The organism is Dactylosporangium thailandense, assembly GCF_059739745.1.
On sequence record NZ_AP029195.1, the window covers coordinates 585,209 to 608,892 of the forward strand.

Genomic DNA, 23,684 nt, shown 5'->3' on the forward strand with positions numbered 1-23,684 from the left:
CTCCTGGCACTGCTCTACCTCTTTCTGGGTGTGGTTGTGAAGCCGCCGTCGCGGGCGAGGCCGGCGATAGCGGGTCAGGCTGTGATTCAGCGGACGGCAGGCATCTGCACGGTCTTGGTTTCCAGGTACTCCTCGACGCCGAGCCGCCCCCGCTCCCGTCCGAGGCCACTGGCGCGCATGCCGCCGAACGGCAGGGCCGGCTCGCTGACCAGCGGCGTGTTGACGCCGACCGAGCCCGCCTTGAGCTTGCGGGCAACCGCCGTCGCGGCGGCCTGGTCACCGCCGAACACGTACGCCGCCAGGCCGTACTCGGTCGCATTGGCCAACCGGACCGCCTCGTCGACGTCGGCACAGCGGATGACGCTGAGCACCGGGCCGAAGAACTCCTCGCCGAGCACGGCGGGCTGGCTGCGTCCCTCGGCCGTGAGCAGTGTCGGCGCCAGAAACGCGCTCGTGTCGTTCTCGGCGGCCCTGGCACCGCCCGCGACGACGGTCGCGCCGTCCGCCACGGCCTGAGCCAGCTGCGCCTCGATCCTGCTCACGGCCGCGTGGTCGATGAGCGGGCCCATCGTGGTCGCCGGATCGCGCGGATCGCCGAGGACGATCCGGTCGACCGCCGCGGTGAGCTCGGCGACCAGATCGCCGGCCTTCGCGTCCACGACGTACACCCGGTTCGCGGCCATGCACGCCTGCCCGGAGTTGAGGAACCGGGCCCGGACCAGGTCACGCGCGGTCTGGGCGACGTCGGCGTCGGGCAGTACCACCGCGGCCGCGTTGCCGCCCAGTTCGAGCAGGACCCGCTTGATCGACGACGCGGCCTTGCGCATGACGAGCTCGCCCACCGCGCGTGACCCGGTGAGGCTGATGCAGGCAACCTCGGGGGCCTCCAGCAGGACGTCGCTGACCCGCTGCGGATCGCCGGCGACGACGACGTTCAGGACGCCGGGCGGGAGACCCGCCTCCCCGAAGCAGCGTGCGATGGCCAGCGCGGTGAGCGGCGTCTGCGGGGCCGGCTTCAGCACCACCGCGCAGCCGGCCGCGAGCGCGGCGCCGACCTTGCAGGCCACCATGAACGCCGGGAAGTTCCACGGCGTGATCGCGACGACGACCCCGATCGGTTCGTGCAGGACCAGGGCGTCGCGGCCGGGCGCGACGTCGGCCCAGGCCTCGCCGGGAAGACGCAGCGTCTCGTGGCTGAACCACTCGAAGAAGCGGACCGTGTTGCGTGCCTCGCCGATCGCCTCGGCCAGCGGCTTGCCGGTCTCGGCGCTGATGAGCTCGCCGAGCGCCTCGACCCGCTCGCCCAGCAGGTCGGTCGCGCGGCTGAGGACCTCGAAGCGCTGCCAGCCGGTCGCCGACGACCACCCGTCGAGGGCGGCCGCGGCCGAAGCGACCGCCGCGGCGGCCAGGTCGGCGTCGGCGTCCCCGACCGCGCAGATCGTGGCCCCGGTCGCCGGGTCGTGGACGTCGAACGTGTCCGGGGCGCTCACCCAGGTGCCGCCGACCCACGAGCCCGGGCTGTCGCCCACGAGCTGCGCGACCAGATCGGCCGGCCGGCTGCTCATCGCGCGCCCTCGGCACCGCAGGCGGTGTAGTCGGCCTCGCCGACCTCGCCGGTCCACTCGACGTCGCCGAAGTGGAGCACCAGCTGGATCAGCTGGGCGGTCGCGGTGGCACCGTGCCAGTGCTCGACCCCGGGCTCGGTCCAGACGACGTCGCCCGGCCGCATCACCACCACCTCGCCGCCGCGCTCCTGGATCCAGCCCTCGCCGGAGACGGTGTAGAGCATCTGGCCGCCCGGGTGCCGGTGCCAGTGCGTGCGCGACCCGGGCGCGAAGAACATGTTGAGGGCGCGGGTCCCGCCGTCGGCCAGGACGATGTCCGACCAGACCTGTCCGGTCGTGGTCGCCGGCCGCATGGCCGACACCCGGTCCGCCGGAATACCTCGTCCGATGATCATCGTGCTCCTCTGGTTCGTGGGGTCGGGTCAGTCGGTGGAACGGCGGACGTCGCTCAGCACGCGGTTGCTCGCGTTGTAGCCGGTGACGCCGCTCATGAAGTTGCCCGGCCAGTTGCCGACCCCGGTCAGGTAGAGCCCCTCGACCGGGGTCCGGTAGTCGGCGCAGCCGGGGATCGGACGCGAGTCGAAGATGTGCCCGGGCACGATGTCGCCGTGCGCGCCGTTGCCCTCGACCAGGGCGAACTCGCGCTCGAGGTCCAGCGGCGTGTAGACGTGCACGCCGGCCAGGATCTGGGACAGGTTCGGGATGTGCTCCTCCAGCGTGCTGACCACGGCCTTGCCCAGGTCGTCGCGCTGCTCGTCCCAGGTGCCCTCGGCCAGGTGGTACGGGACGCCCCGAACGCTGAGGCTCATGAAGTGGCATCCCGGCGGGGTCAGCGAGGGGTCGTGCGCCGAGTCGACCATCGCGGTGACCGTGGGCCGATCGGTCCAGCGCCCGAGCACCGCCTCGTTGTAGGCGTTCTGGAGCACGTCGATGCTGGCCGCGATCCGGAAGTTGGTGCCGAGGAAGAGACGGTTCTCCTCCTCGTCCTGCGCGGCGGCGAACCGCGGGGTGCCCTCGAGCGCGAGGTGGACCTTGGCGGAGGTGCCCTTCATGCTGACGGACTTGGCGAGGTCGTACAGGTCCTCCCCGATGTCCTCGGGTCCGACCAGCTTGGTCAGGGTCAGCTTCGGGTTCGCGTTGGAGACGACCCGGGGTGCGCGGAACTCGCGCCCGTCGCTGAGGACGACACCGAGGACCCGCTGGTCCTTGCAGAGGATGCGCTCGACCTGTGCGCCGGTGAGAATCGTGGCTCCGTGAGCACGGGCGGACGCCGCCATCGCGCCGGTCACGGCGCCGATGCCGCCCATCGGCGCGGCGTTGCGCATCATCAGCTCGTTGTCGTCGTGGCTGCCGACGCTGCGCATCGACTCCTCCCACAGCGGCCGTTGCAGCAGCAGGTAGCCGCTGCCCGGCGTGCGCGGGCCGACGAAGTTGGTCGCGACCGCGGTGCCGGCGAAGAACGCCTGCAGCTGCGGGGACGAGAGCCGCTCCTCGAGGATGTCCGCGACCGGGCCGAACATGATCGACTCGAAGTCGCGGCGCTGGCGCGGGGTCGTGAAGCGGGCGGCCACCTCGGCGAACGACGGCGGCGGGTCGTAGAAGGAGACCTTCATCTGCCGGGCCACCGAGGCGTACAGCTCGATGACCGAGGCGTAGCCGTCGAGGTCCGCGTCCCCGTGCGCGAACTGCCGCATGACCGCCCGGCGCTTGACCCGGTCCGGCCAGGCCGGCAGGGCCCGGCCGTCCGTGAAGAGGGTCAGCGATCCGAGCGGCGGGTGGGCGAAGCGGAGGCCGTGCTTCTCCAGCTCCAGCTCCGCGGCGATGCGCGGATCGAGGCTGTGGCTCGCATTGGCCACGCTGCTGCCGCGGTAGCCCGGGAACACCTCTTCGGTGACGCAGGTGCCACCGACGACGTCGCGCCGCTCCAGGGCCAGCACCTTCAACCCCGCCCGAGCCAGGTACCCGGTGGCCACCAGACCGCTGTGCCCGGTTCCGACGACGATCACGTCGTACGCCTGCTCCATCTGCTTCCTCCCGTTCCGTCGCCGTTGCCGGTCAGCCCAGCGGGCTGATCCGTCGAGCCGAGACGCGCCATCCCGCGTCGGTGCGGGTCACGGTGTCGCGGTAGATCGCCGCGGTGATCTTGCCTTCGGCCCGCAGGGCGAGCGCCTTGCTCTGGCATTGCGCGGTGTCCTCGCCGGCGCCGACCACGACCACGTTCGTGATGTGGTGACTGACCGCGGGCGTCGCGATCGCCTTGAAGCTCGCGATCACGTCGTCGAGCCCGTTGGCCGTGAGGCGGCCCGGGTTGTCGAAGAAGATCTCGGGCGCGAACACCTCGCCGAGCCGGTCGTACTCATGGGTGTCGAGGAGGTAGGCGACCCGGTTGAGGACTTCCTCGATCGCTCGGGCATCGGCCGGACTCACGGGTTGGTTGGTCACGGAATTCCTTTCAATACTTCCATACAGTGGAAGTCCAACTTCCGTACCATAGGATGCCTTTGGATTCGAACACGGTCAAGCGCCACCACGGCATCCGCGAGAGCGGTCGGAAGCAGCCCCCGAAGGAGAGCTCGAATGACGATGCGCGACCAGGCCTGTGCCGACCGGACCTGGGTCAACGAGGCGATCCGCCGTGTCGAGGCCGATGCCAACCGCAGTTCCGACACCCACCTGCTGCCCTTCGACCTGCCCGGCCGGCACGGCGTCGACCTCTACCTGAAGGACGAGTCCTCGCACCCGACCGGAAGCCTCAAGCACCGGCTCGCGCGCTCGCTCTTCCTGTACGCGCTCTGCAACGGCTGGATCGGCCCGGCCACGACGGTGGTCGAGGCGTCCAGCGGCTCGACCGCGGTCTCCGAGGCGTACTTCGCCCGCCTGCTGGGCCTGCCGTTCATCGCGGTCGTCCCGGCCTCGACCAGCCCGGCCAAGCTCGAGCTGATCGAGTGGCACGGCGGGCGCTGTCAGCTGGTGGACCATGCGGGACAGGTGTACGACGAGGCGCGGCGCCTCGCCGCCGAGCTCGGTGGCCACTACCTCGACCAGTTCACCTACGCCGAGCGGGCCACCGACTGGCGCGGCAACAACAACATCGCCGAGTCGATCTTCGAGCAGATGTCCGGCGAGGCGCAGCCGGTGCCGGCCTGGATCGTCGCCAGCGCCGGCACCGGCGGAACCGCCGCGACCATCGGGCGCTACCTGCGCTACCGGCGGCACCCGACCCGGCTGCTCGTGGCGGATCCCGAGCACTCGGTCTTCCTCGACGCCTGGCGCCTCGGCGATCGCGGACTGCAGTCGGCCCGGGGCTCGCGGATCGAGGGGATCGGCCGCCCGCGCGTCGAGCCGTCGTTCGTGCCCGAGGTGATCGACGAGATGGTCCGCGTGCCGGACGCGGCGTCGGTCGCGACCATGCTGTGGATCTCGCGCCGCCTGGGCCGCCGGGTCGGGCCCTCGACCGGGACGAGCATGTGGGCGACGCTGCGGCTCATCGCCGAACTGGAGCGCAACGGCGAGCGGGGCAGCGTGGTGAGCCTGATCTGCGACGGCGGCGAGCGCTACACCTCGACGTACTACGACGCGTCCTGGCGCGTGGAGCAGGGCATCGACGTGGCGCCGTACGCCGCCGTGCTGGACGAGTACGACCGTTCGGGATCACTTGCCTGTGTGATCGCGGGAAAGCCCGGCCACAGCTCTTGACAGCCCGCCGCTTGAGCCACAGCATCTCTGCAATGGAAGTCACACTTTCACTCTGTGGAAGTGCAACTCGGGTGGGTCCACGTACCCAACCGGCCGCTCTGACCAAGAAGGAACCCTTATGCGAACAAGTCTCGGCGTGACCGGGGGCCGGCGTCGCGTCAGTGCCGTGCTGGCCGCGGTTGTCGTGGCCCTGGGCATCACGGCCTGCTCGGGCGGCGGGGATGTGAAGGGGTCGATCACGTACGCCGGCTTCGGCGGCACCTACCAGGACGCCGTCAAGGCGACGCTCTTCGACCCGTACTCGAAGGAGTCCGGCGTCAAGGTCCTCTACGACAGCAGCGGCTCCGACGTCGCGAAGCTGGTGCAGATGTCCAAGTCCAACTCGATGAGCGTCGACCTGATCGACGCCGAGGACTCCTCGCTGGCCCAGTTCATGGCCGCCGGCATGCTGCAGCCGATCGACACCAAGAGCCTCAGCGGATTCGCCGACCCGAGCGCGGTCACCGAGTACTCGGTGCCGTGGTACACGTTCTCGCGCAACCTGTTCTGGAACAAGGACAAGGTTCCCGGTGGCCTGCAGTCCTGGGCCGACCTGTTCGACACGAAGCGAATCCCGGGCAAGCGCGGCATGGTGGGCCTGCCCTGGGGCATCATCGAGGGCGCCCTGATCGCCGACGGTGTCAAGCCCAGCCAGCTCTACCCGCTCGACCTCAACCGCGCCTTCGCCAAGCTCGACACCATCCGCGGCGACACCATCTTCTTCAAGTCCAACGGCGACCTGCAGAACGCCATTTCGCAGGGCGAGATCACGCTGGGTTACGGGAACCTCGCGCGGATCAAGAGCATCGCCAAGAGCGGCGCGGTGCCGCTGGACTACACCTGGAAGGGCGCCGTCCTCTCCGTGCAGCAGCTCGTCATTCCCAAGGGAGCGAAGCACGAGCAGGACGCGTACAAGGCGATCGAGTATTCGCTGAAGCCCGAGGTCCAGAAGGCGATCATGGACAAGCTCGGCTACACGCCGTCGCTGAAGTCGGTGGTCGACGGCCTCGACGCCAAGGCGCGCGCCGACCTGCCCGGCACCCAGGAGACGGCCAGCGACGAGACCTTCCGCATCGACGTGAACTGGTGGGCCAAGAACGGCGCGGACGTGCTCAAGCGCTGGCAGGACTGGCAGAACGCGTGACCACCACTCCGGCATCCCCGAAGGTGGACCGTCCGGGGCCGGCCTCCCGCACCGCGGGAGGCCGGCCCCGCCGGCGCGGCTGGGACCTGGGCGGGGTTCCCGCGGTCGTCGTCGTGACCCTGATCTTCGTCCTGCCCGTCGCGATCCTCTGCCTGCGCAGCGTGACGGAACCGACCTTCGGCCTGCAGAACTTCACCCGGCTCCTCGGGCACTCCGGCTACGTCGACAACATCGTGCGGACGATCCTGATCTCCGCGGCCTCGACATTCGTGGCACTGCTCCTCGGCTACCCGATCGCGTACCAGATGGTCCACGGCGGCCGCTGGCTGCGCACCTTCCTGACGGTCGCGATCATGGCGCCCTACCTGACCTCGATCCTGCTGCGGTCGTTCTCCTGGCTGGTGATCCTCGGACGCCAGGGCCCGATCAACAAGCTGATCGAGCAGTTCGGACTGGAGCCGATCGCGATGGTCTTCACGCCGATCGCGGTCGTCGTCAGCCTCGCCCACTACCTGCTGCCGCTGATGATCCTGCCGCTGGCCGCCACGATGCGCTCGGTCGACAACTCGCGGATGCGGGCCGCGACCAGTCTCGGCGCCGGGCCGGCCCAGGCGTTCGTCCGGGTCTATCTGCCGCTGACCAAGCCGGGCATCCAGGCGGGATCGGTCCTGTGCTTCGTGTACGGCATCGGCGCGTTCGTGATCCCCGCGCTCCTCGGCGGCTCCAAGGGCAGCATGCTCGGCCCGCTGATCCACAGTGCCATCAAGGAGAGCGGCGACTACGGCCTCGCCTCCGCCGCCGCGCTCGTGCTCGGCGCCCTGGTCCTGGTCATCGTCCTGGGCTTCCAGCGGCTGACCGGGATGTCGACGACCGAGATCGCCGGCCGGTCCGGCACCGCGGCCACCCGCTCCGCCCGCGCCACGCGCGGCGGCGGACGCATCCTCCGGCTGGCGGGCCGCGCGGTCGGCGGACTCGACCGCCTCGGCGTCACCCGCAGCCGCAGGCTGCCGAAGGTCGTGGCCGCCGTCCTCGGCGCCCTCGTGCTGGCGCCCCAGTTCATCGTCATCCCGATCTCGTTCGCCTCCACCGAGGCGCTCGTCTTCCCGCCGGTCGGTTACTCGACCCAGTGGTACTCGGAGTTCTTCACCGAGGACTGGCTCGATCCGCTCGCGGTCAGCGTCCGGATCGCGCTCGTCGTGACCGTCGTCGCCGGGCTGCTCGGGACGCTCGCCGCGATGGGTGTCGTGCGGGGAACGGTCCGCCGGTGGGGAGCGCTGACCTCGACCCTGATGATGCTGCCGCTGCTGTTCCCGACCGTGGTCGCCGCCGCCGGCTTCTACGTGGAGTTCGAGCGGATCGGGCTCGTCGACACCGAGCTGGGGATCGTCCTGGCCCACGTGACGCTGGCGCTGCCCTTCGTGTTCAGCGTGGTCAGCGCGGGGCTCCGCTCGCTCAACCCGGCCTACGAGCGAGCCGCCGCCAGCCTGGGTGCCAACCGGGCGGTCCAGCTGCGACGGATCGTGCTGCCGCTGATCGCCCCGTCCGTCGTGACCGCCGCCCTCTTCGCGTTCCTGACCTCCTTCGACGAGTCGACGGTCGCGATCTTCCTCTCCGGCGTGCACGTCAAGACGCTCCCGAAGCGGATCTTCGAGGCGCTCTCGCTGGAGACCAACCCGACCGTGGCGGTGATCTCCGTCTTCGTCATGGCGTGCGCCGTTGTCATCTGGCTCGGCTATGCGCTGTTCCGCCGCTTGACCCGGACCTCGAGGAGCACCTCATGACCGCCAGCCACGGCGCGATCCAGTTCGACAACGTCCGCAAGGAGTACGCCGACCACGTCGCGGTCGACGACCTCACCCTCACGATCGAGCCCGGTGAGTTCTTCACGGTGCTCGGCCCGTCAGGATCGGGCAAGACCACGACCCTGATGATGCTTGCCGGGTTCACCGACCCCACCTCGGGGACCATCCGCGTCGACGGCGTCGACATCGCGCACACGCCGAGCGACAAGCGCAACATCGGTGTCGTGTTCCAGGACTACGCGCTCTTCCCCCACATGTCGGTCCGCGAGAACCTCGCGTTCCCGCTGGAGATGCGCAAGGAGCGGCGCGAGGTCATCGCCGAGCGGGTCGACCGGGCGCTCGAGCTCGTCGACATGGCCGCCGCGGCCAACCGGCTGCCCGACCAGCTCTCCGGCGGTCAGCGACAGCGGATCGCGGTGGCGCGGGCGGTCGTGTTCGACCCGGCGTTCCTGCTCATGGACGAGCCGCTGGGCGCCCTCGACCGCAAGCTGCGGCAGCGTCTGCAGGTCGAGCTCCGGCAGCTCCAGCAGGCGCTGAAGGTGACCATGGTCTACGTCACCCACGACCAGGAGGAGGCGATGTCGATGTCCGATCGCATCGCCTTGATGAACCACGGCCGGATCGAGCAGATGGGGACGCCGCGGGAGCTCTACGAGCACCCCCGCTCCGCCTTTGTCGCGGACTTCCTCGGCACCAACAACATGCTCGCGGTCCGTCCCGAGGCCCCGGGGCGGCTGAGCGTCGAGAACGGCGGGCTGCTGCCGGTCGACGACGGCAGGGTCGTGCCCGCCGACGCGTCCGTGGCCGCGGTGCGCCCGGAGCGGATCGCGCTGACGAACATCGCGGCGACCCCGCCTCCCGGGTTCAGCCACTGCACCGGGAAGATCACGCACCGTCTATACCTCGGCTCGCACACGATGTATACAGTCCACTCCGAGACATTCGGCCCCGTGCGGGTGCAGATGCAGCACGACGACGGCGAACATCCCTACCGTACCGGCGAGACAGTAGGCATGATCTGGCGGACACGTGATGTGAACGTCTTCGGCTCCAAGGCCGAACGATGAAGGGGGCCACCTTGACCGAGCTGGAAGACGAGCCCACCGAGCAGCGCGGCGTCAGATCGGTGATCCGCGCGCTCAACCTGCTCTCCGCGGCCGCTCGCGGGAGCCGGACCCTCACCGAGCTCGCCGGCCAGGCCGGTGTCAGCCTGAGCACCGCATCGCGGCTCCTGGCGACGCTGAAGATGGCCGACTTCCTGCAACAGCACGAGGACGGCCAGTTCTTCCCCGGACCCGAGCTGACCGCGCTGCTGTACGCCGGCGACCAGTGGTCGGGCATCCGCAAGCTCGCGGGAGAGGTCGCCTCCAGCCTCCGCGACGAGCTCGACGAGACCGTGGCGTTCTTCGTCCGCTCCGGCAACGACCGTGTCTGCATCGAGTCGGCGGAGTCCCGCCGGCTGGTGCGCAGGGTCTGCCACCCCGGTGAGCGCGGGCCGGTGTACCTGGGCGCCGCGGGTAAGGCCCTTCTCGCGTTCAGTAACGCCGAGCACGGCTACCTCGGTCTGCCGCCGGGCACCGACGAGTTCAAGACGGAGTCCGGGGCCGTGCGCACCCTGGCGGATCTGCGGGCCGAATGCGCCGTCATCCGGGAACGGGGCATGGGCTACAGCGGCCGCGAGTCGACCGAGGAGTCGTGGGCGGTCGCGGCGCCCATCTTCCAGGGCGGCCTCCTGCTCGGCGTCCTGGCCGTGGTCGTCCCGATGACCCGGTCGGACGAGCAGTACGTCGCGACGATCCAGGCGGCTCTGCAGCGGGCGGCCGAGGCCAGCAGCCGCTAGTCGGGGTCGGTGGCGGACAACAGGGCGAGGCGGCGGCGAGGCCGCCGCTGCCGCCGCTCAGGCCGTAGCGGGCGACCTCGGGGCGGCCCTCCAGCGCAGTGAGCGTCGCGGGCAGCCAGGCGAGCGGGTGCTCGGGCCACCACGGCTCGCCGGCCCAGGCGACCTCGACGGGCGCGCGCCGCGCAGCGCGAGCTCGTGCAGCAGGCAGGCCCGCAGCTCGTTCGGGTCCGCGGCGCCCAGTGCGCCGGCCAGGTCGCCGGGGCTGTGGCCGGAGGCGAGCAGCGCGGCGGCGGAGCGGACCGGCCGGCCCGGCCAGGCGACCGCGAGGAGCCGGACGGCGTCGGCGACGGTGCCGGGGGAGAGGGCCAGGAGCCGCACGCGAAAGGGGCCGCCGGGATCGCCCGGCGGCCCCTCCTCGATGCGTCAGACCCGGCGGATGCGCCCGGCCCACAGCAGGCCGGTGCCCGTCATGGCCATCGCGCAGCCGATGAGCAGCTGCAGCATGACGCCCGCGCCGGTGACCGGCAGCGTGCCCGAGCCCGCGGCGCGCTCCGCCACGGTCAGGGCCAGCGCCATCGAGCGGGTCGTCCCGTCGGGGGCCGCGCCCTGGGCGAGGGCCGTGTGCGCCCCCGCGGCGAGGTCGGCCGGGATGGTGATCCGCTTGCTGAACGAGCCCGTGCCGTCGGTGACCGCGGTGCCGAGCGTGCGCGGCGCCGAGTACATCGTGATGACCACCGTCGAGTAGGGCGCGAACCCGTTGCCGATGAACGTGATGTCCGCACCGGGGACCGTGGTGCTGATCTGGCCCTTGTCCGTGGTGAGGGTCAGGTTCGTCGACGGCGGCGTCGCGGGCGCGACGGGCGCGGGCGCGGCCACCGGCGCGGACGGGCCGGCGGCGGCCGACTGCGCCTCGCCGGCGAGCGCGACGACGGTGACCGTGTAGGAGGTGCCCGCCTGGGCGCCGAGCACGCAGGTGGTCGCGCCGGTCGTCGTGCACGTGGCCGGGCCCGGGTTCGCGATCGCCTTGTAGCCGGTGATGCCCGTGGCCGGCGACGCCGCCGTCCACGACACCGTGATGGAGGAGTCGTTCGCGGTCGCCGTGACCGCGCTCGGGGCCGGCGGGAGCACCGCGAACGTGCGGGTCACCGGGGTGGCCGGGGCGAAGTACCCGTTGCCCGCCTGGGCGGCGGTCAGCGAGCAGGTGCCGGGCTTGCGGATCTGCACCTGCTTGCCCGACGTCTCGACCGGCGCGGCGGTGCACACGTCGGTCGTGTTGCTGGTGACCGTCACGTACAGGCTCGCCGACGAGGTCGGGTCCACGCTGATCCAGCTCGTCGACGACGGCACGTCCGCCGGCTGGGCGAAGGTGATCGTCTGCGGGTCGGGCACGGCCGGGTACACCTCGATGTCGGCCGTCGTGACCCCGTTGACGAGGCCGGTGAGCCCGGTGACGTCGGTCTGCCCGGTGATGGTCTTCACGCCCGTGCCCGAGAACGCGAGCGGCACCGAGGTCGTGCAGCTCGCGACGCTCGTGGCGAGCGTCGCGCCGGCCAGCTCGATGGTGGACTGCCCGGTGGCCGCGGTGAGCGTGCCCCCGCAGTCGCTGGTCGCCGAGCCGGATCCGACGGTCACGCCGCTCGGCAGGGCAACGGTGTACCCCAGGCCCGACTTCGCGTCGGTGTCCACGCGGTCCAGCTTGAGGTCCAGGCTCGCCGCGCCGCCGGCCACGACGGTCGCGGCCGAGAAGGCGGCGGAGAGCGTCGGGACCGGGATCGCGGTGAACGTGGCGCTGTAGTCGTAGGTCTGGACCTGGGTGTTGTTCGCGATGCCCGTGCTGGCCGCGTACGTGCCGGCCTGGGTCGCGTGCACCGGCATGCTGTAGACGCACGTCGCCTGCGAGTTCGACATCGACGCGCCGGCGACGATGAGCGTGCGGCTGCTGATCGCCATGAGGGTGGCGCCGCAGTCGGTCGTGCCCGAGGCCGCCTCGGCGTCGACGCCGGTGGGCAGGTACAGCGTGAAGTTGACGCCGGTGTAGCTCCCGCCGCCGGTCAGGGTCAGCGTCGCGGACCACGTGAGCGTCTGGCCGACGTCGGCGCTGGCCGCGCTGTAGCCGGCCATGAGCGAGATGCCGGTGGCGTTCTGGACGCCGCCGCCCGCGCTCGGGCTCGGGCTGACGCTCGGGCTCGGCGCGGGTTCCGCCGCCGCGGCCGTGGCGGCCTTCTTCTTGACCGAAGCCTTGTCGTGCTTGGTCTTGTCCTGTTGCTTCTGGTGTTGCTTCTGGTGTTGCTTCTGGTGCTTCTTGTGGTGTGCAGCGGCCTTCGCCGGCTGCTCGGCGTGCTCGGCGGCGAAGGCCGCGGGCGCCGCGACGCCCGGGCCGGCGACGAGCGCACAGAGCACCGCCGCCCCCAGCAGCGCCAGGTTGGAGCGTTGAACTCGCACAAATCCCCCCGTGGTACCTGACGAGCCACGATTCAGCCCGTCATTACCACAAACTATGACAATTGGGCTCATGTCGGAGGGGAACTGCGAATGATCTGCGCAAACACCGCGATGTGTCCGATAGTCGTTGGTGTGGAAGGGTGCGACCGATGACCATCGCACGACGGGCCAATGTGGCACTGGCGGTGGTGTTCGCCATCGCCTTGACCGTGGCGATCTCCGTGTCCGTGCTGGCCGCGTCGGCCGAGCGCGATGTGTCGGACTACCGCGGGCGCATGCACCTGCTGCAGACCGCCGTCTGGGAGCTGCGGTCGGACTTCTACAACTACGACGACCAGATGAACATGTACGTCGCGGTGCTCCTCGGCGGCGACACCGGCAACGCCGACCTGGCCGAGACCACGTTCCAGCAGGCGGCCGCGGCCCGCAAGCAGATGGCCGAGGACCTGGCCGCGGCCCGCCGCCTCGGGTCCGGCGCGAAGCTCGGGGAGCTGCTGGCCCGGCTCGGCCGCGACTACGACAGCTACAACGGCTTCGCCGACCAGGTCCGGGCCGCGGCGCAGCAGGGCGACCTCAAGCGCGCGGTCTACGTGATGACGGTGGGCAACCTGGAGCCGTCCAACGACATGATGCCGACCCTCGACGAGGTCAGCGCGCTCGTGGACACCGAGGTCACGGGCTCGCTGGCCACCCTGCAACGGCACCAGGCGACGATGTACCGGCTCGCCGTCGCGTTCGGCGGCTTCGTCATGCTCCTCGTCGTCCTGATCGCGGTGGCGCTGAACCTGGTCATCCTGCGGCCGATCGGGCGCCTGCGCGACCGGATGGCGGGCATCGCCAGCGGCGCCGTCGGCCGGCAGGAGCGGCTGCCGGCCACCGGGCAGGACGAGCTGAGCCGCGTCGCGGCGGCGTTCAACGCGATGCTCGACGCGCTGGCCGAGCAGGAGGCCGGCCTCGCCCGGGAGCACGCGGCCCGCGACGCGGAGACGCGCGCCAACGCCGAGCACGCCCGGGCGGGCGAGGCGAGCCTGCGCGACCGGGCGCAGCAGGCCGTCGCCGACAGCTCCATGCAGGTCCGGGATGAGCTGCATCAGGTGATGCGCGACGTCGAGCAGGTGCTGGCCGCAGCCGCGGCGATCGACGAGCGGGTCGACGCGGCCGGGCGGCGCACCACCGACGCGGTCCGCAACGCCGGCGACGCCGACCGGGTCGTGGGGCAGCTCGGCGAGAGCCTGCAGCGGGTCAGCGGCATCACGGCCCTGATCGCGGGGGTCGCGGACCAGACGAAGCTGCTGGCGCTCAACGCGACCATCGAGGCGGCCCGGGCCGGCGAGGCCGGGCGCGGCTTCAGCGTCGTCGCCGACGAGGTCAAGCAGCTGGCCGGCACGACCACCGAGTCGACCGCCGAGATCTCCAGCACCATCACGTCGCTGGAGGCGAACACGGCCGCGATGGGCGGCGCGATCGCGACCGTGACCGCGGGCATCGGCGGCATCGACGAGGTCACGTCCTCGCTCAGCGCGGTCGCCGACGAGCAGCGCCGCGTGGTCGAGGCGCTGCGCAACCGGGTCGTGGCCACCATCGAGCGGATCGAGTCGCTGGCGGACATCGGCGACCGGCTGGAGCGCCGCCGGCACCCGCGCGCCCATCTCCCGGTGGCCGCCGCGCTCGGGCAGGGCGGGCAGACCTTCCCGGCCGACATCACCGACGTCTCCGAGAGCGGCGCGCGCTGCCGGACGGACACGGCCGGGCCGCGGGGCGGCGACGTGGATCTGGTGCTGACCGTCCACGGCGAGCGCCTCGCCCTGCCCGCGCGGATCATGCGCGCCGACCTCACGCCGGACGGACTGGAGCTCGGCATCGAGTTCACCGGCACCGGGACCGCCGCCCGCGGCCGGCTGCGCGACTACGTGCGCGAGCTCACCGAGGCGCGCGGGTCCGATGCCGTGCCGCACTGAGCGCTGACACGAAACCGTCATGGTCCGTGTGTATGGTCTGCCGGCATGACTGAGCCGTTGGCGAAGCGGCTGCGGACGGCCACCGTGGTGCTGTGCGCCGCCATCTGGGCCTCCGGTTACGCGGGCGCGTCGCTGGAGCTGGTCTCGTGGGAGCGGATCTTCGCGGTCGGCACCGCGGGCTGCGCGCTGCTCATCCTCACGACGTGGCTGCTGACGCGGGAGTGAACCGGGCCAGCAGCACGGTGTCGTGGCGGTGATGGGTGCCGGGCGGCGCGGGTGCGGTGCGCGGGCGCGTCCCGTCGGCCAAGACCGTCCACTGTGGACCGAGTCGCTCGGCGACGTCGGCCGGGTGGTAGTAGTCCTCGGGGCGGAACCCGCTGCCGGCCGGCACCTCGGAGACGTCGTGCCCGACGTAGAGCAGCAGCCCGCCCGGCGCGACGGCGTCGAGCAGCCCGCGCAGCGCGGCGTCGCCCGCCTCGCGGCGCAGCGGGAAGTACTGCACCGACACGAGGTCGAAGGCGCCCGCCGCCGGCCGGCTCGTGCTCAGGTCCGCCTCGGTCCACGTCACGCGGCCGTCGGGGTCGAGCGCGGCGCCGCGCCGCAGCGCCGTCGGGGCGATGTCGACGGCGGTGACCCGCCACCCGCGGTCCGCCAGCCACAGCGCGTCGCCGCCCTCGCCGCAGCCGACGTCGAGCGCCCGCCCCGGCTCCAGCGCGCTCGCCTCGGTGACGAGCACGCCGTTCGGGTTGCCGCTGAAGAGCCGGTCCTGCGCGCGGTACCGCTCGTCCCACTCCTGTGCGTCCATGCCGGCCACCATGACCCGAACCCGCCCGGCGCGGCGAATCGCTTTGCCGTTCCGGCAAAACCTCACTGCATCGCGGTGGCGACCGGGTGCTCGAACGAGGCCGGGCAGCGGAACACGTACAACGAGTAGCCCCGCCCGATGACGACCCCGGTCGGCGTGACGGGCGCGTCCTCGAGCGGCTGCCAGCTCGCCGGCCCCTCGCTGGAGGCGGCGGTGAACAGCAGCGTCATCGGGGCCCCGCACGCCTCGCAGTCCATCGGCAGCGGGTCGGTGAGCGACCAGTTCGCGAAGCCGCCGAGCTTCCAGCCCGGGGCGAGGGAGAGGTCGTACTGGTACCGCGAGCCGAACCGCTCCCGCACCCGCGCGGCGAGGTCCCCGGGCAGCGAGCCGATGTAGTCGAACTCGCGCACGCGCTCCGGGTGCACCACGCACGGTGCCGGGACGTACTCCTCGTGCACCTCGGCCGGCACGGGCGGCTCGGCGAGGACCCGCGTGACGCCGGCCGCGCGCCGCCAGAAGACGCGCACCAGCGGGTTGTACCCCTCGTCCAGGTGGTCGAGCGGGCACCACAGCACCTGCAGCACGTCGGTGCCGTCCGGGCCCGCGAAGTCGGGGGCGTCGTGGCGGTACACCTGGGCGACGGGGATCATCGGGGTCGGCAGCGCAACCGGGCCGTCGTGGTCGTCCCCGTCGCACACGGGCCACGGCTCGCCCGCCGGCCAGAGCAGCGGGCCGCCGATCGAGCTCTGCGTGACGGCGGGGGCACCGGGCCGCGGGTGCAGCCGCGTCGCCGTCGTCGTGTGCGCGTTCAGCTCGGGGAAGCCGGCCGTGACGTCCAGCGGCCGGGGTGGGGTGGTCCGCGTCATGCCCCCGAGCCTAGGCTCGGGCGATGCGGATCGGGGGCGCGGCCCGGCCGCAGGGCCGCACCCCGCCGCTAGGGCAGCGAGGGGGCGGTCGCGCGCAGGCGCTCGGCGTCCTGGCCGGGCGGGGTGCCGAACAGGCGGCGGTACTCCCGGTTGAACTGCGACGGGCTGTCGTACCCCACGAGATGCCCGACCCCCGCGACGTCCCCGGCCCGGGCGGTCAGCAGCGACCGCGCCTCCTGCAGCCGGATGCGCTTCTGGAACTGCAGCGGGCTCATCGCCGTGATGGCCCGGAAGTGCCGGTGGAACGCCGACGGGCTCATCCCGGCCAGCCGCGCCAGGTCGGCCACGCGCATCGGCTCGGCGTAGTGCTCGTGCAGCCAGCGGATCGCGCGCCCCACGTGGTCGAGGCCGCTGCCGGCCCGGCCGATCTCGCGCACGACGGCGCCGTGCGGGCCGGTCAGCAGGCGCCACAGGATCTCCTGCTCGATGAGCGGGGCCAGCACCGGCGCGTCCGCTGGGTGATCGAGCAGCCGCAGCAGCCTGACCGCCGCGTCGAGCAGCTCCGGGCCGGCCGGGCCGGTCGCCATCGCCGGGGGAGTGGCGCCGCTTTTGTGCAAGGCGCGCAGCAGCAGCGGCGCGATCGCCTCCGGCCGCAGCACGAGGCCCATCCCGAGCGCGGGCCGGCCGGGCGTGGCGCGCAGGAAGTGGCCGCTCACGGGGAGCGTGGCGGTGACGACGAGGACCTGCCCGGCCCGGTACTCGAACACCTCCGACCCGAGCACCAGCCGCTTGCCGCCCTGCGCCATGACGACCAGCAGCGGCTCGGTCAGCGAGTGCTCGGGCGGCGAGGCGTCCACTCTGGACAGTAGCAGCCCGTCGATCGGGGTGCGCAGGTCGGGCCGCGCGTGGGTGGCGATCAGCCGCCGCATCTCCTCCAGCACCTTGCCCACTCTTGCCGAACTCGGCAGGATCGTGCAAGAGGCCGCGCGGATCGGTCTACCTCGCGAGCGCCCGCGCGCCGAGACTTGACGCATGACACTTGACCACTACGTCACCCTCGGCCGGTCCGGCCTGCGCGTCAGCCCGCTCGCCCTCGGCGCGATGACGTTCGGCGAGGACCCGGGCGCCGCCGGCTGCGGCGTCGAGGAGTCCGAGAAGATCCTCACCGCGTACCTGGAGCGGGGCGGCAACTTCGTCGACACCGCGAACTTCTACACCAACGGCCACTCGGAGCGGATTCTCGGGGACTACTTCGCGGCCCGGCCGGGCGCCCGCGACCGCGTGGTGCTCGCGTCCAAGTTCTTCGCGAACATGCACCCGGGCAACCCGAACGCGGGCGGCGCCGGGCGGTCCGCGATCCGCCTGCAGCTGCACGAGACCCTGCGCCGGCTGCAGACCGACCACCTCGATCTCTACTGGCTGCACAACTGGGACCGCAACACCCCGATCGAGGAGACCATGCGCGCGCTGGACGACCTCGTGCGGGAGGGCCGCATCCGGTACATCGGCTTCTCCAACACCCCCGCCTGGCTCACGGCCCAGGCCCAGACGACGGCGCTGCTGCGCGGCTGGACGCCCCTGGTCGCGTTGCAGGTGGAGTACTCCCTGCTGGCCCGCACGGTCGAGGGCGAGCTGGCCCCGTTCGCGCTGGACCAGGGCCTCTCGCTGGTGCCGTGGAGCCCGCTGCGCAACGGGTTCCTGTCGGGCAAGTACCGCCGCGGCACCGGCGTCACGGACTCGGCCCGCACCGCCTTCGTCGGGCAGCCCACGGACGCGGACCACGTCGTGATCGACGCGGTGCACGCGATCGCGGAGGAGCTCGGCACGTCGGCCGCGGCCGTCTCCCTCGCCTGGCTGCGCTCCCGCCCGGGCACGGTCGTCCCGATCGTCGGGGCCCGCCGCCTGGAGCACCTCGACGGCAACCTGGCCGCCCTGGAGGTGGCCCTGACGCCGTCGCACCTCGCGGCCCTGGACGCCGCGTCGGCGCCCGACCTGAACTACCCGGCCCCGCTGCACGGCCCGCTGCGCGCGATGCTGCAGTTCGCCGGGTCCACTGTGGACGGCGAGCCTTCCGAGGTGTACCCGCCGTTGCTGCAGAGCACCGTGCGCTACTGATCTCGCCGGGCCCGGTCGGCCCCGGAGCCGAGCAGCGCGGCCAGGCCGTCGAGGATCAGCTCCAGGCCGAAGCCGAACTGGTCGCCGAAGGAGTACCCGGGCCTGGTGATGTGCTCGACGGCCATCTCGACCAGGTGCGGATAGGCGCCCGGGTCGAAGCCCTCCATGATGTCCTCGGCCACGTCGCCGGCGCTCTGCCGCTCGTCGAACGGCAGGGACGCCTCCTGTACGGCGAATCCGTACACGTAACTGTCCAGCACCGTCAGCGCGTGCGCGGTCTGCGGCACCGTGAAGCCCGCGCCGCGCAGGCATCCGAGTGCCGCGTCGTGTGCCCGCAGGGTGGCCGGGCCCGGCGTGGTGCGCGACTCCAGCAGGCCGATCGCCCACGAGTGCCGGCGCAGGGCCAGGCGGGCCGAGCCGCAGCGCCGCCGCAGCTGCGCCCGCCAGTCGCCGCCGGCCGCGGGGACCTCGATCTCGGCGAAGACGCGGTCCACGATGCCGTCGAGGATCTCGTCCTTGTTCGCGACGTGGTGGTACACGGACATGGGCTTGACCCCGAGCTTGTCGGCCAGCGACCGGATGGTCAGCGAGGCGATGCCGCCCGCGTCGGCGAGCTCCACGGCCGCGCCCAGCACCCGCTCCCGGCTCAGCGGGGGGCCGTCCGTGATCCGTCTCGACATATCAGGGTCTCCTCGGGGTTCCGCCTTTCGTACTTAGTACGGTACCGTCACCTTACTAAGTACGGTTCTCGCTGGGGAGTGATTGTCATGACCTCTGCGCGCATGATCGGCGCGTTGTTCCTGGCCGGGTTCCTGACCTACGGCATCGGGTTCGCCCTGGTCACCTCGGCCATCGGCACCGACGGCGGCCTGACCGCCCGCACCACCCTGGTCGTCGGCGCGCTGCTCATGCTGCTCAACGTGCTGATCGACGTCGGCAAGGGCGTGCTGTTCTTCGGCGTCCTGGAGCGCCACGGCCGCCGCACGGCGCTGCTGTACCTCACGATGATGGCCGCCGAGGCGGTGCTGCTCGGCCTGGGCGTGCTCTTCCTGCTGCTGCTGGTGCCGCTGCACGACCGCGGCGCCGACCCCGTGTTCGGGCTGCTCGCGACGGACGCGAACAACCTGCTGTACCAGATCGGGGAGTTCCTGCTCGGGTTCACCGGCGTGTTCCTGTGCGGGCTGCTCGCCCGGGTCCGGCTCGTCCCGCGGGTCCTCGCGTGGTGGGGCGCCGCCGGATACGTCGTGTTCGCCATCGGTACCGTTGCCGAACTGCTCGGCGTTCATGCCGGGCTCGCGCTGTCCGTCCCGGGCGGGCTGTTCGAGGTGGCGCTGGGAATCTGGTTGATCGTGCGGGGGTTCGCTCGCGTACCCTCCCAGGGTGCTGCCGGTCCCGTTCCGCTGGTTGACGAGCGCCTCGTGGGTCACGAATCTCGGTGACGGGATCGCGGTCGCGGCCGGCCCGCTGCTCGTCGCCTCGCTGACCGACGACCCCTTTCCGGTGGCGCTCGCCGCACTGCTGCGGTGGGCGCCACCGCTGCTGTTCGGGCTGCACGCCGGGGTGCTCTCGGACCGCGTCGACCGGCGGCGGATCGTGCTCGTCGCGCACAGCTCGCGCGTCCTGGTGCTCACCGCCCTGATCGCGACCGTCGTCACCGGGGTCGTCACGGTCGCCGTCGCGCTCGTGGGCCTGGCGCTGCTGGCCACGGCCGAGGTGTTCGCCGACAACACCACGCAGACGCTCGCGCCGATGCTTGTGCCCCGCGAGGATCTCGCCACCGCGAACGCCCGGCTCACCACCGGGTACATCACCATGAACCAGCTCGTCGGGCCCTCGGTGGGCGCGACCCTGTTCGCCGCCGGGCGGGTCTGGCCGCTGCTGGCCCAGGCCGTGCTGATCGTGGCCGGCGTGCTCATGCTGCTGCGCATGCGCCTGCCGCCGTTGCCGAGACCCGACCGGGACTCCGGCGGCATCCGGCGTGACATGGTGGAGGGCTTCCGCTGGACCGTCGCGCACCCGGCGGTCCGCACGCTCGTGCTGACGATCCTGGTCGTGAACCTGGCGTTCGGCGCGGCGTGGTCGGTCCTGGTGCTGTACTGCGCCCAGCAGCTCGGCCTCGGCCCGGCCGGCTACGGCGTGCTGACCACGGTGTCGGCGGCGGGCGGGCTGATCGGCACCGCGATGTACGGCTGGCTGACCCGGCACGTGAGCCTGGGCAACATCATGCGGGTGGGCCTGCTCGTCGAGGCGGGCACCCACCTCGGCCTGGCGCTGACGCACTCGGCCGTGGTCGCGGGCGTGATCCTGTTCGTCTTCGGCGTGCACGTCTTCATCTGGGGCACGACCTCGGTGACGGTGCGCCAGCGCGCCGTACCGGACCATCTGCAGGGCCGCGTGAACAGCGTGAACACGGTGGCCATCTTCGGCAGCCTGGTGATCGGTTCGGTCATCGGCGGCGCGCTGGCCACGCGGCTGGGCATCGCGGCCCCGTTCTGGTTCGCCTTCGCCGGGACCGCGGTGTGCGTGGCCCTGCTGTGGCGCTCGCTCACGCAGATCGCCCACGACGCATGAGACCGGCGGCCCGGCGCACCCGGGTCCGCGTCACAGGCCGGGCAGCGCGGGCTGGGCGTCGTACACCGGCCAGCCGTCCTCGCCGCGGCGCACGCCCGGGCTGAGGCGGTGCGGCTCGCGGGTGGCGCCGAGGTGCTCGACGCGCGCGCCGCGGATGGTGAGCGCGTCGGCGATGAGCATCCGGTGGCACTGCGTCCAGTGGGACTCGGCGCACATCACGGCGAGCAGCTCCGGGGCGGCGATGAGCGCCTCGATGGCGTCCCGGAACGCGGGGGAGTCCATGTGGTCGGCGTAGCCGGCGAGGGCGGGACTCGGCACGGCGGTGTGCCGCGACCCCGTCCGGGCGGTGCGGTGCCCGCCGAGCGTTTCGCCCTGCCAGGTGTACTCCAGCCCGGCGGCGCGGATCGCCCCGGCGAGCGCGTCCCGCCCGAACTGCGGGTGCCGCCGGGAGCCGGGGAACCGCCGCACGTCGACGAGCGTGCCGACCCGCGCCTCGGTGAGGATCGCGACGAGCTCCTCGACGGTGCGCGCCCCGTGTCCGACGGTGCAGATCACGGCGCGGCCTTCGGGGCCTGTGCTCCGACGTGGCTGCGCCTGCGTGGCATGCCGCCACGGTAACGCGCGACGGCCGGGACGCGAAGCTCGCGTCCCGGCCGCTGCGGTGTCGCCGCGCGTCGACGGGCCTCGACGCGCGGCGTGGATGGGCTAGCGGTGGTGGTGCCGGCGGCTGTTGTACTCGTGGGCGACGAGCACGTACTTGTTGCTGCGGCCGACGCGGTAGCAGTCGGAGTCGTCCCACATGCCGGCGCGCTCGCCGACCCAGCCGGCGGCGGTGCAGGCGCGCTTGTTCTGGAACGTGCGCACGACCCACGACTGGTCCCAGTCGCGGTTGTCGCGGTGGCCGTCCCACGAGCCGTGCCAGCGGCCGTCGCTGCCCGGGCCGCGCCGGTCGCCGGGGCGGTTGCCGCCGCCGGGGTGGTTGTCGCCGCCCGGGCGGGGCTGGGCGACGCTGCCCTTGCCATCCTGGACGGTGCTGGCCGACGCGGCCGACGCTCCCATGCCGACGACCGCCGCCGCGGCCATGGTCATGCCGGCCAGCGTCAGCATTCGCTGAACATTGCGCATCTTCACGATCCCCCTCGTTGTTGTGACGATGCGATTACGTTAGGTAGTTTTCCGCCCGGAAGTCGCCAAAACCACTCGTACGTTTGGTTTGGTTATCAAAGACCTATAGCCTGGCAAATCGGACGGGCCGCTACCGCGTCGGACCCAGCGGCCGATCGCGAACCGACCCAATCGACCTGCTGCGGGTGTTCATGGTGCGTGCCTGGCTGGACGAGCACGCCGCCGCGGGGCCGGAGGGCGTTGCGGGCGCTGCCTAGTCTGGCGCGGTGATGCTCGTCGGGGTCGTCGGCGTGGTGCTGGGGTTGCTCGCGTTCGGGGCCGATGCCGCCGACGGGATCGCCGGGCAGGTGCTCGTCGCGCTCACCAGCAGCGGGTTCTCCTGGGGCCTGGCGGCGTTCCTCGTCGGGCGTTTCGCGGCCGTACGCAAGCGGGCCATCACCCGCGCCACGGTGCTCCTCGTGGTCGCGACGCTCGTGTACTACGCGCTCGTCGTGTTCGTCAGCCGGCGGTGGAGCGGCGGCTACCTCGAGGACGGGTCCTCGGCGGACATGATGGGGCTGCTCTCCGTCGCGAAGATGACCGCGCTCTGGCTCGCCGGGTCGCTCGTCGCCGGACCGGTGCTCGGGCTGCTCGGGCATGCGGCGCGATCGGACCGTACCGATGTCGCGGCTCTGGCGGTCGGGGTCGCGTGCGGGGCGCTGTCCGGCGAGGGGTGGCGGTCGGTGGCGGTCGTGCAGCCGTGGCGGCTCCCGGTGATCGCCGACGCGCCTGGGGCCGAGTTCGTGCGCGGGGTGGTCGCCGGCGAGGTGCTGCGGATCGCGCTGCCGGTCGTCGTGCTGCTGTGGCTCGCCTTCCGGCACCGGCTGTGGGGCGCGTGGCCCGTCCTGCTCGGCGCATTCGTGGTGAGCGGCGGGATCGGCGCGTTGTGCTGGTACGCCATCTATCGGATCTGAACCGGGCGCCGGTCCAGGACCACGGACACCGCGACCGACACGGCGATGAGGGCCGCGCCGATCGGCCAGAGCAGCGGCACCCACGACTCGATCCCGGCCACCGGCACCCGCAGCCGCACGACGGCGATCACCACCAGCGCGAGCGGCGGCACGGTGCCGAGCACGCTGATGCGGGTGTAGCCGAACCGGATGAACAGCGGGAACTGGACCGCCACGTTGACCGCGACCATGCCCCACGCCACCGCGAGCACGATGCCGAGCGCGTGCCCGCCGAGCGGCTTGGACTCGGCGTGCGCGAGGGCCAGGGCCACCGCCGTGCCGCCGGCGGCGAGCGCGAGGAAGGCGCTCACCGCCCAGGCGTAGTGGCCGGGCACGACCGAGCGGCGGCGCAGCGGGAGCACGGCGTACAGCGTGTCCAGCCCCGCCTTGTCGGCGATGCTGAACGGGTAGCTGATGACGGACGGGGCGACCAGCAGCACGAGCGCGGGCACCAGCGTGGTGGGCCGGTTGGCGAGGATCACGGTCACCACGACCAGGAGCAGAAGACCGTGGCGGCGGTACGGCGCGATCGTGCGCAGATCCAGCAGGGCCACGCGGGCGACGGCGGTCATGCCAGGCTCCTCTGGGCGGGGGCGCCGATGTGCACGGCGATCTCCTCGAGCGTCGGGGGTTCGATCAGCGCGTCGGCGTCGAGCAGGGCCGCCTCGTCGGTGCGCACGAGGGCCTGGACGCCGGCCGCCGTGCGCCGATCAGCCGCACGCCG

Annotated in this window: 23 protein-coding genes and 1 pseudogene; 11 read left to right on the forward strand and 13 right to left on the reverse strand. The window is 72.2% G+C overall.

All coding sequences use genetic code 11. The features are described from left to right. Positions 1-86: 86 nt before the first annotated feature. From AC6JBM_RS02420 to AC6JBM_RS02435, 4 genes are read right to left on the reverse strand one after another with little or no spacing between them, the layout of a single operon-like run. Positions 87-1,565, reverse strand: coding sequence for an aldehyde dehydrogenase family protein (locus AC6JBM_RS02420; RefSeq protein WP_497981969.1), 1,479 nt, complete (start codon positions 1,563-1,565; stop codon positions 87-89). Next, positions 1,562-1,960: a cupin domain-containing protein gene (locus AC6JBM_RS02425; protein WP_350616567.1), complete on the reverse strand. Its 399-nt coding sequence runs from the start codon at positions 1,958-1,960 to the stop codon at positions 1,562-1,564. Before AC6JBM_RS02425 ends, AC6JBM_RS02420 begins: the two co-directional genes overlap by 4 nt. 27 nt (positions 1,961-1,987) lie before the next feature. Then, positions 1,988-3,589, reverse strand: a complete 1,602-nt coding sequence (locus tag AC6JBM_RS02430; protein WP_350616565.1) for a phytoene desaturase family protein — start codon at positions 3,587-3,589, stop codon at positions 1,988-1,990. 31 nt (positions 3,590-3,620) lie between these two features. Then, a complete protein-coding gene (locus AC6JBM_RS02435) occupies positions 3,621-4,007 on the reverse strand; it encodes a nuclear transport factor 2 family protein (protein ID WP_497981970.1) in 387 nt (128 codons plus the stop codon). A gap of 135 nt (positions 4,008-4,142) precedes the next feature. Between AC6JBM_RS02435 and AC6JBM_RS02440 the strand changes: the two genes are divergently transcribed. From AC6JBM_RS02440 to AC6JBM_RS02460, 5 genes are all read left to right on the forward strand, one after another. Continuing rightward, positions 4,143-5,261, forward strand: coding sequence for a PLP-dependent cysteine synthase family protein (locus AC6JBM_RS02440; RefSeq protein WP_497981971.1), 1,119 nt, complete (start codon positions 4,143-4,145; stop codon positions 5,259-5,261). Between the two features lie 118 nt (positions 5,262-5,379). After that, a complete protein-coding gene (locus AC6JBM_RS02445; RefSeq protein ID WP_497981972.1) occupies positions 5,380-6,444 on the forward strand; it encodes an ABC transporter substrate-binding protein in 1,065 nt (354 codons plus the stop codon). After that, on the forward strand, positions 6,441-8,225 hold the full coding sequence (locus AC6JBM_RS02450) for an ABC transporter permease subunit (RefSeq protein ID WP_497981973.1): 1,785 nt from the start codon (positions 6,441-6,443) through the stop codon (positions 8,223-8,225). The genes AC6JBM_RS02445 and AC6JBM_RS02450 overlap by 4 nt, the downstream gene beginning before the upstream one ends. After that, complete coding sequence (locus AC6JBM_RS02455; protein WP_497981974.1) at positions 8,222-9,313, forward strand: ABC transporter ATP-binding protein; 1,092 nt, start codon at positions 8,222-8,224, stop codon at positions 9,311-9,313. The genes AC6JBM_RS02450 and AC6JBM_RS02455 overlap by 4 nt, the downstream gene beginning before the upstream one ends. Positions 9,314-9,324: 11 nt before the next feature. Continuing rightward, the gene (locus tag AC6JBM_RS02460; RefSeq protein WP_497981975.1) at positions 9,325-10,086 is read left to right on the forward strand and encodes an IclR family transcriptional regulator; all 762 of its coding nucleotides are present in this window, start codon (positions 9,325-9,327) and stop codon (positions 10,084-10,086) included. A 91-nt stretch (positions 10,087-10,177) separates the two neighbouring features. On the opposite strand, the pseudogene AC6JBM_RS02465 reads toward AC6JBM_RS02460, so the two are convergent. Both AC6JBM_RS02465 and AC6JBM_RS02470 read right to left on the reverse strand, forming a co-directional pair. Continuing rightward, positions 10,178-10,464: pseudogene (locus AC6JBM_RS02465) on the reverse strand (DUF6183 family protein); the annotation flags it as partial. 45 nt (positions 10,465-10,509) lie between these two features. Then, complete coding sequence (locus AC6JBM_RS02470) at positions 10,510-12,528, reverse strand: fibronectin type III domain-containing protein (RefSeq protein ID WP_497981976.1); 2,019 nt, start codon at positions 12,526-12,528, stop codon at positions 10,510-10,512. Positions 12,529-12,677: 149 nt separating this feature from the next. On the opposite strand from AC6JBM_RS02470, the gene AC6JBM_RS02475 reads away from it, so the two are divergent. Both AC6JBM_RS02475 and AC6JBM_RS02480 read left to right on the forward strand, forming a co-directional pair. Continuing rightward, positions 12,678-14,486 carry a methyl-accepting chemotaxis protein gene (locus AC6JBM_RS02475; RefSeq protein ID WP_497981977.1) on the forward strand — a complete coding sequence of 603 codons (1,809 nt, stop codon included), beginning with the start codon at positions 12,678-12,680 and terminating at the stop codon, positions 14,484-14,486. 45 nt (positions 14,487-14,531) lie between these two features. Further along, entirely contained in the window at positions 14,532-14,711 is a 180-nt protein-coding gene (locus AC6JBM_RS02480) for a hypothetical protein (RefSeq protein ID WP_497981978.1), read from the forward strand. Here AC6JBM_RS02480 and AC6JBM_RS02485 read toward each other — a convergent pair. From AC6JBM_RS02485 to AC6JBM_RS02495, 3 genes are all read right to left on the reverse strand, one after another. Next, positions 14,683-15,291 carry a class I SAM-dependent methyltransferase gene (locus tag AC6JBM_RS02485; protein WP_497981979.1) on the reverse strand — a complete coding sequence of 203 codons (609 nt, stop codon included), beginning with the start codon at positions 15,289-15,291 and terminating at the stop codon, positions 14,683-14,685. The two genes, AC6JBM_RS02480 and AC6JBM_RS02485, sit on opposite strands and share 29 nt — an antisense overlap. Positions 15,292-15,353: 62 nt before the next feature. Then, complete coding sequence (locus AC6JBM_RS02490; protein WP_497981980.1) at positions 15,354-16,157, reverse strand: YwqG family protein; 804 nt, start codon at positions 16,155-16,157, stop codon at positions 15,354-15,356. A 68-nt stretch (positions 16,158-16,225) separates the two neighbouring features. Beyond that, on the reverse strand, positions 16,226-17,098 hold the full coding sequence (locus AC6JBM_RS02495) for an AraC family transcriptional regulator (protein WP_497981981.1): 873 nt from the start codon (positions 17,096-17,098) through the stop codon (positions 16,226-16,228). Positions 17,099-17,189: 91 nt separating this feature from the next. Between AC6JBM_RS02495 and AC6JBM_RS02500 the strand changes: the two genes are divergently transcribed. Then, a complete protein-coding gene (locus tag AC6JBM_RS02500) occupies positions 17,190-18,272 on the forward strand; it encodes an aldo/keto reductase (protein WP_497981982.1) in 1,083 nt (360 codons plus the stop codon). Here the strand turns inward: AC6JBM_RS02500 and AC6JBM_RS02505 are convergent. Then, positions 18,266-18,952, reverse strand: coding sequence for a TetR/AcrR family transcriptional regulator (locus AC6JBM_RS02505; RefSeq protein WP_497981983.1), 687 nt, complete (start codon positions 18,950-18,952; stop codon positions 18,266-18,268). The genes AC6JBM_RS02500 and AC6JBM_RS02505 overlap by 7 nt on opposite strands. A gap of 87 nt (positions 18,953-19,039) precedes the next feature. Here AC6JBM_RS02505 and AC6JBM_RS02510 point away from each other — a divergent pair, with 87 nt between their 5' ends. Together AC6JBM_RS02510 and AC6JBM_RS02515 are read left to right on the forward strand one after the other, a co-directional pair. Beyond that, a complete protein-coding gene (locus AC6JBM_RS02510) occupies positions 19,040-19,711 on the forward strand; it encodes a DUF4386 domain-containing protein (protein WP_497981984.1) in 672 nt (223 codons plus the stop codon). Continuing rightward, the gene (locus tag AC6JBM_RS02515) at positions 19,653-20,843 is read left to right on the forward strand and encodes an MFS transporter (protein WP_497981985.1); all 1,191 of its coding nucleotides are present in this window, start codon (positions 19,653-19,655) and stop codon (positions 20,841-20,843) included. Before AC6JBM_RS02510 ends, AC6JBM_RS02515 begins: the two co-directional genes overlap by 59 nt. A gap of 30 nt (positions 20,844-20,873) precedes the next feature. Here AC6JBM_RS02515 and AC6JBM_RS02520 read toward each other — a convergent pair whose 3' ends face one another. Together AC6JBM_RS02520 and AC6JBM_RS02525 are read right to left on the reverse strand one after the other, a co-directional pair. Further along, a complete protein-coding gene (locus tag AC6JBM_RS02520) occupies positions 20,874-21,398 on the reverse strand; it encodes a DUF488 domain-containing protein (protein ID WP_497981986.1) in 525 nt (174 codons plus the stop codon). 150 nt (positions 21,399-21,548) lie between these two features. Beyond that, positions 21,549-21,974, reverse strand: a complete 426-nt coding sequence (locus tag AC6JBM_RS02525; protein ID WP_497981987.1) for a hypothetical protein — start codon at positions 21,972-21,974, stop codon at positions 21,549-21,551. Positions 21,975-22,234: 260 nt separating this feature from the next. Here AC6JBM_RS02525 and AC6JBM_RS02530 point away from each other — a divergent pair, with 260 nt between their 5' ends. Continuing rightward, positions 22,235-22,921 (forward strand): hypothetical protein, encoded by a 687-nt coding sequence (locus tag AC6JBM_RS02530; RefSeq protein WP_497981988.1) that lies wholly within the window; start codon positions 22,235-22,237, stop codon positions 22,919-22,921. Here AC6JBM_RS02530 and AC6JBM_RS02535 read toward each other — a convergent pair. After that, positions 22,909-23,532, reverse strand: coding sequence for an ABC-2 transporter permease (locus tag AC6JBM_RS02535; RefSeq protein WP_497981989.1), 624 nt, complete (start codon positions 23,530-23,532; stop codon positions 22,909-22,911). The two genes, AC6JBM_RS02530 and AC6JBM_RS02535, sit on opposite strands and share 13 nt — an antisense overlap. Between the last annotated feature and the right edge of the window lie 152 nt (positions 23,533-23,684).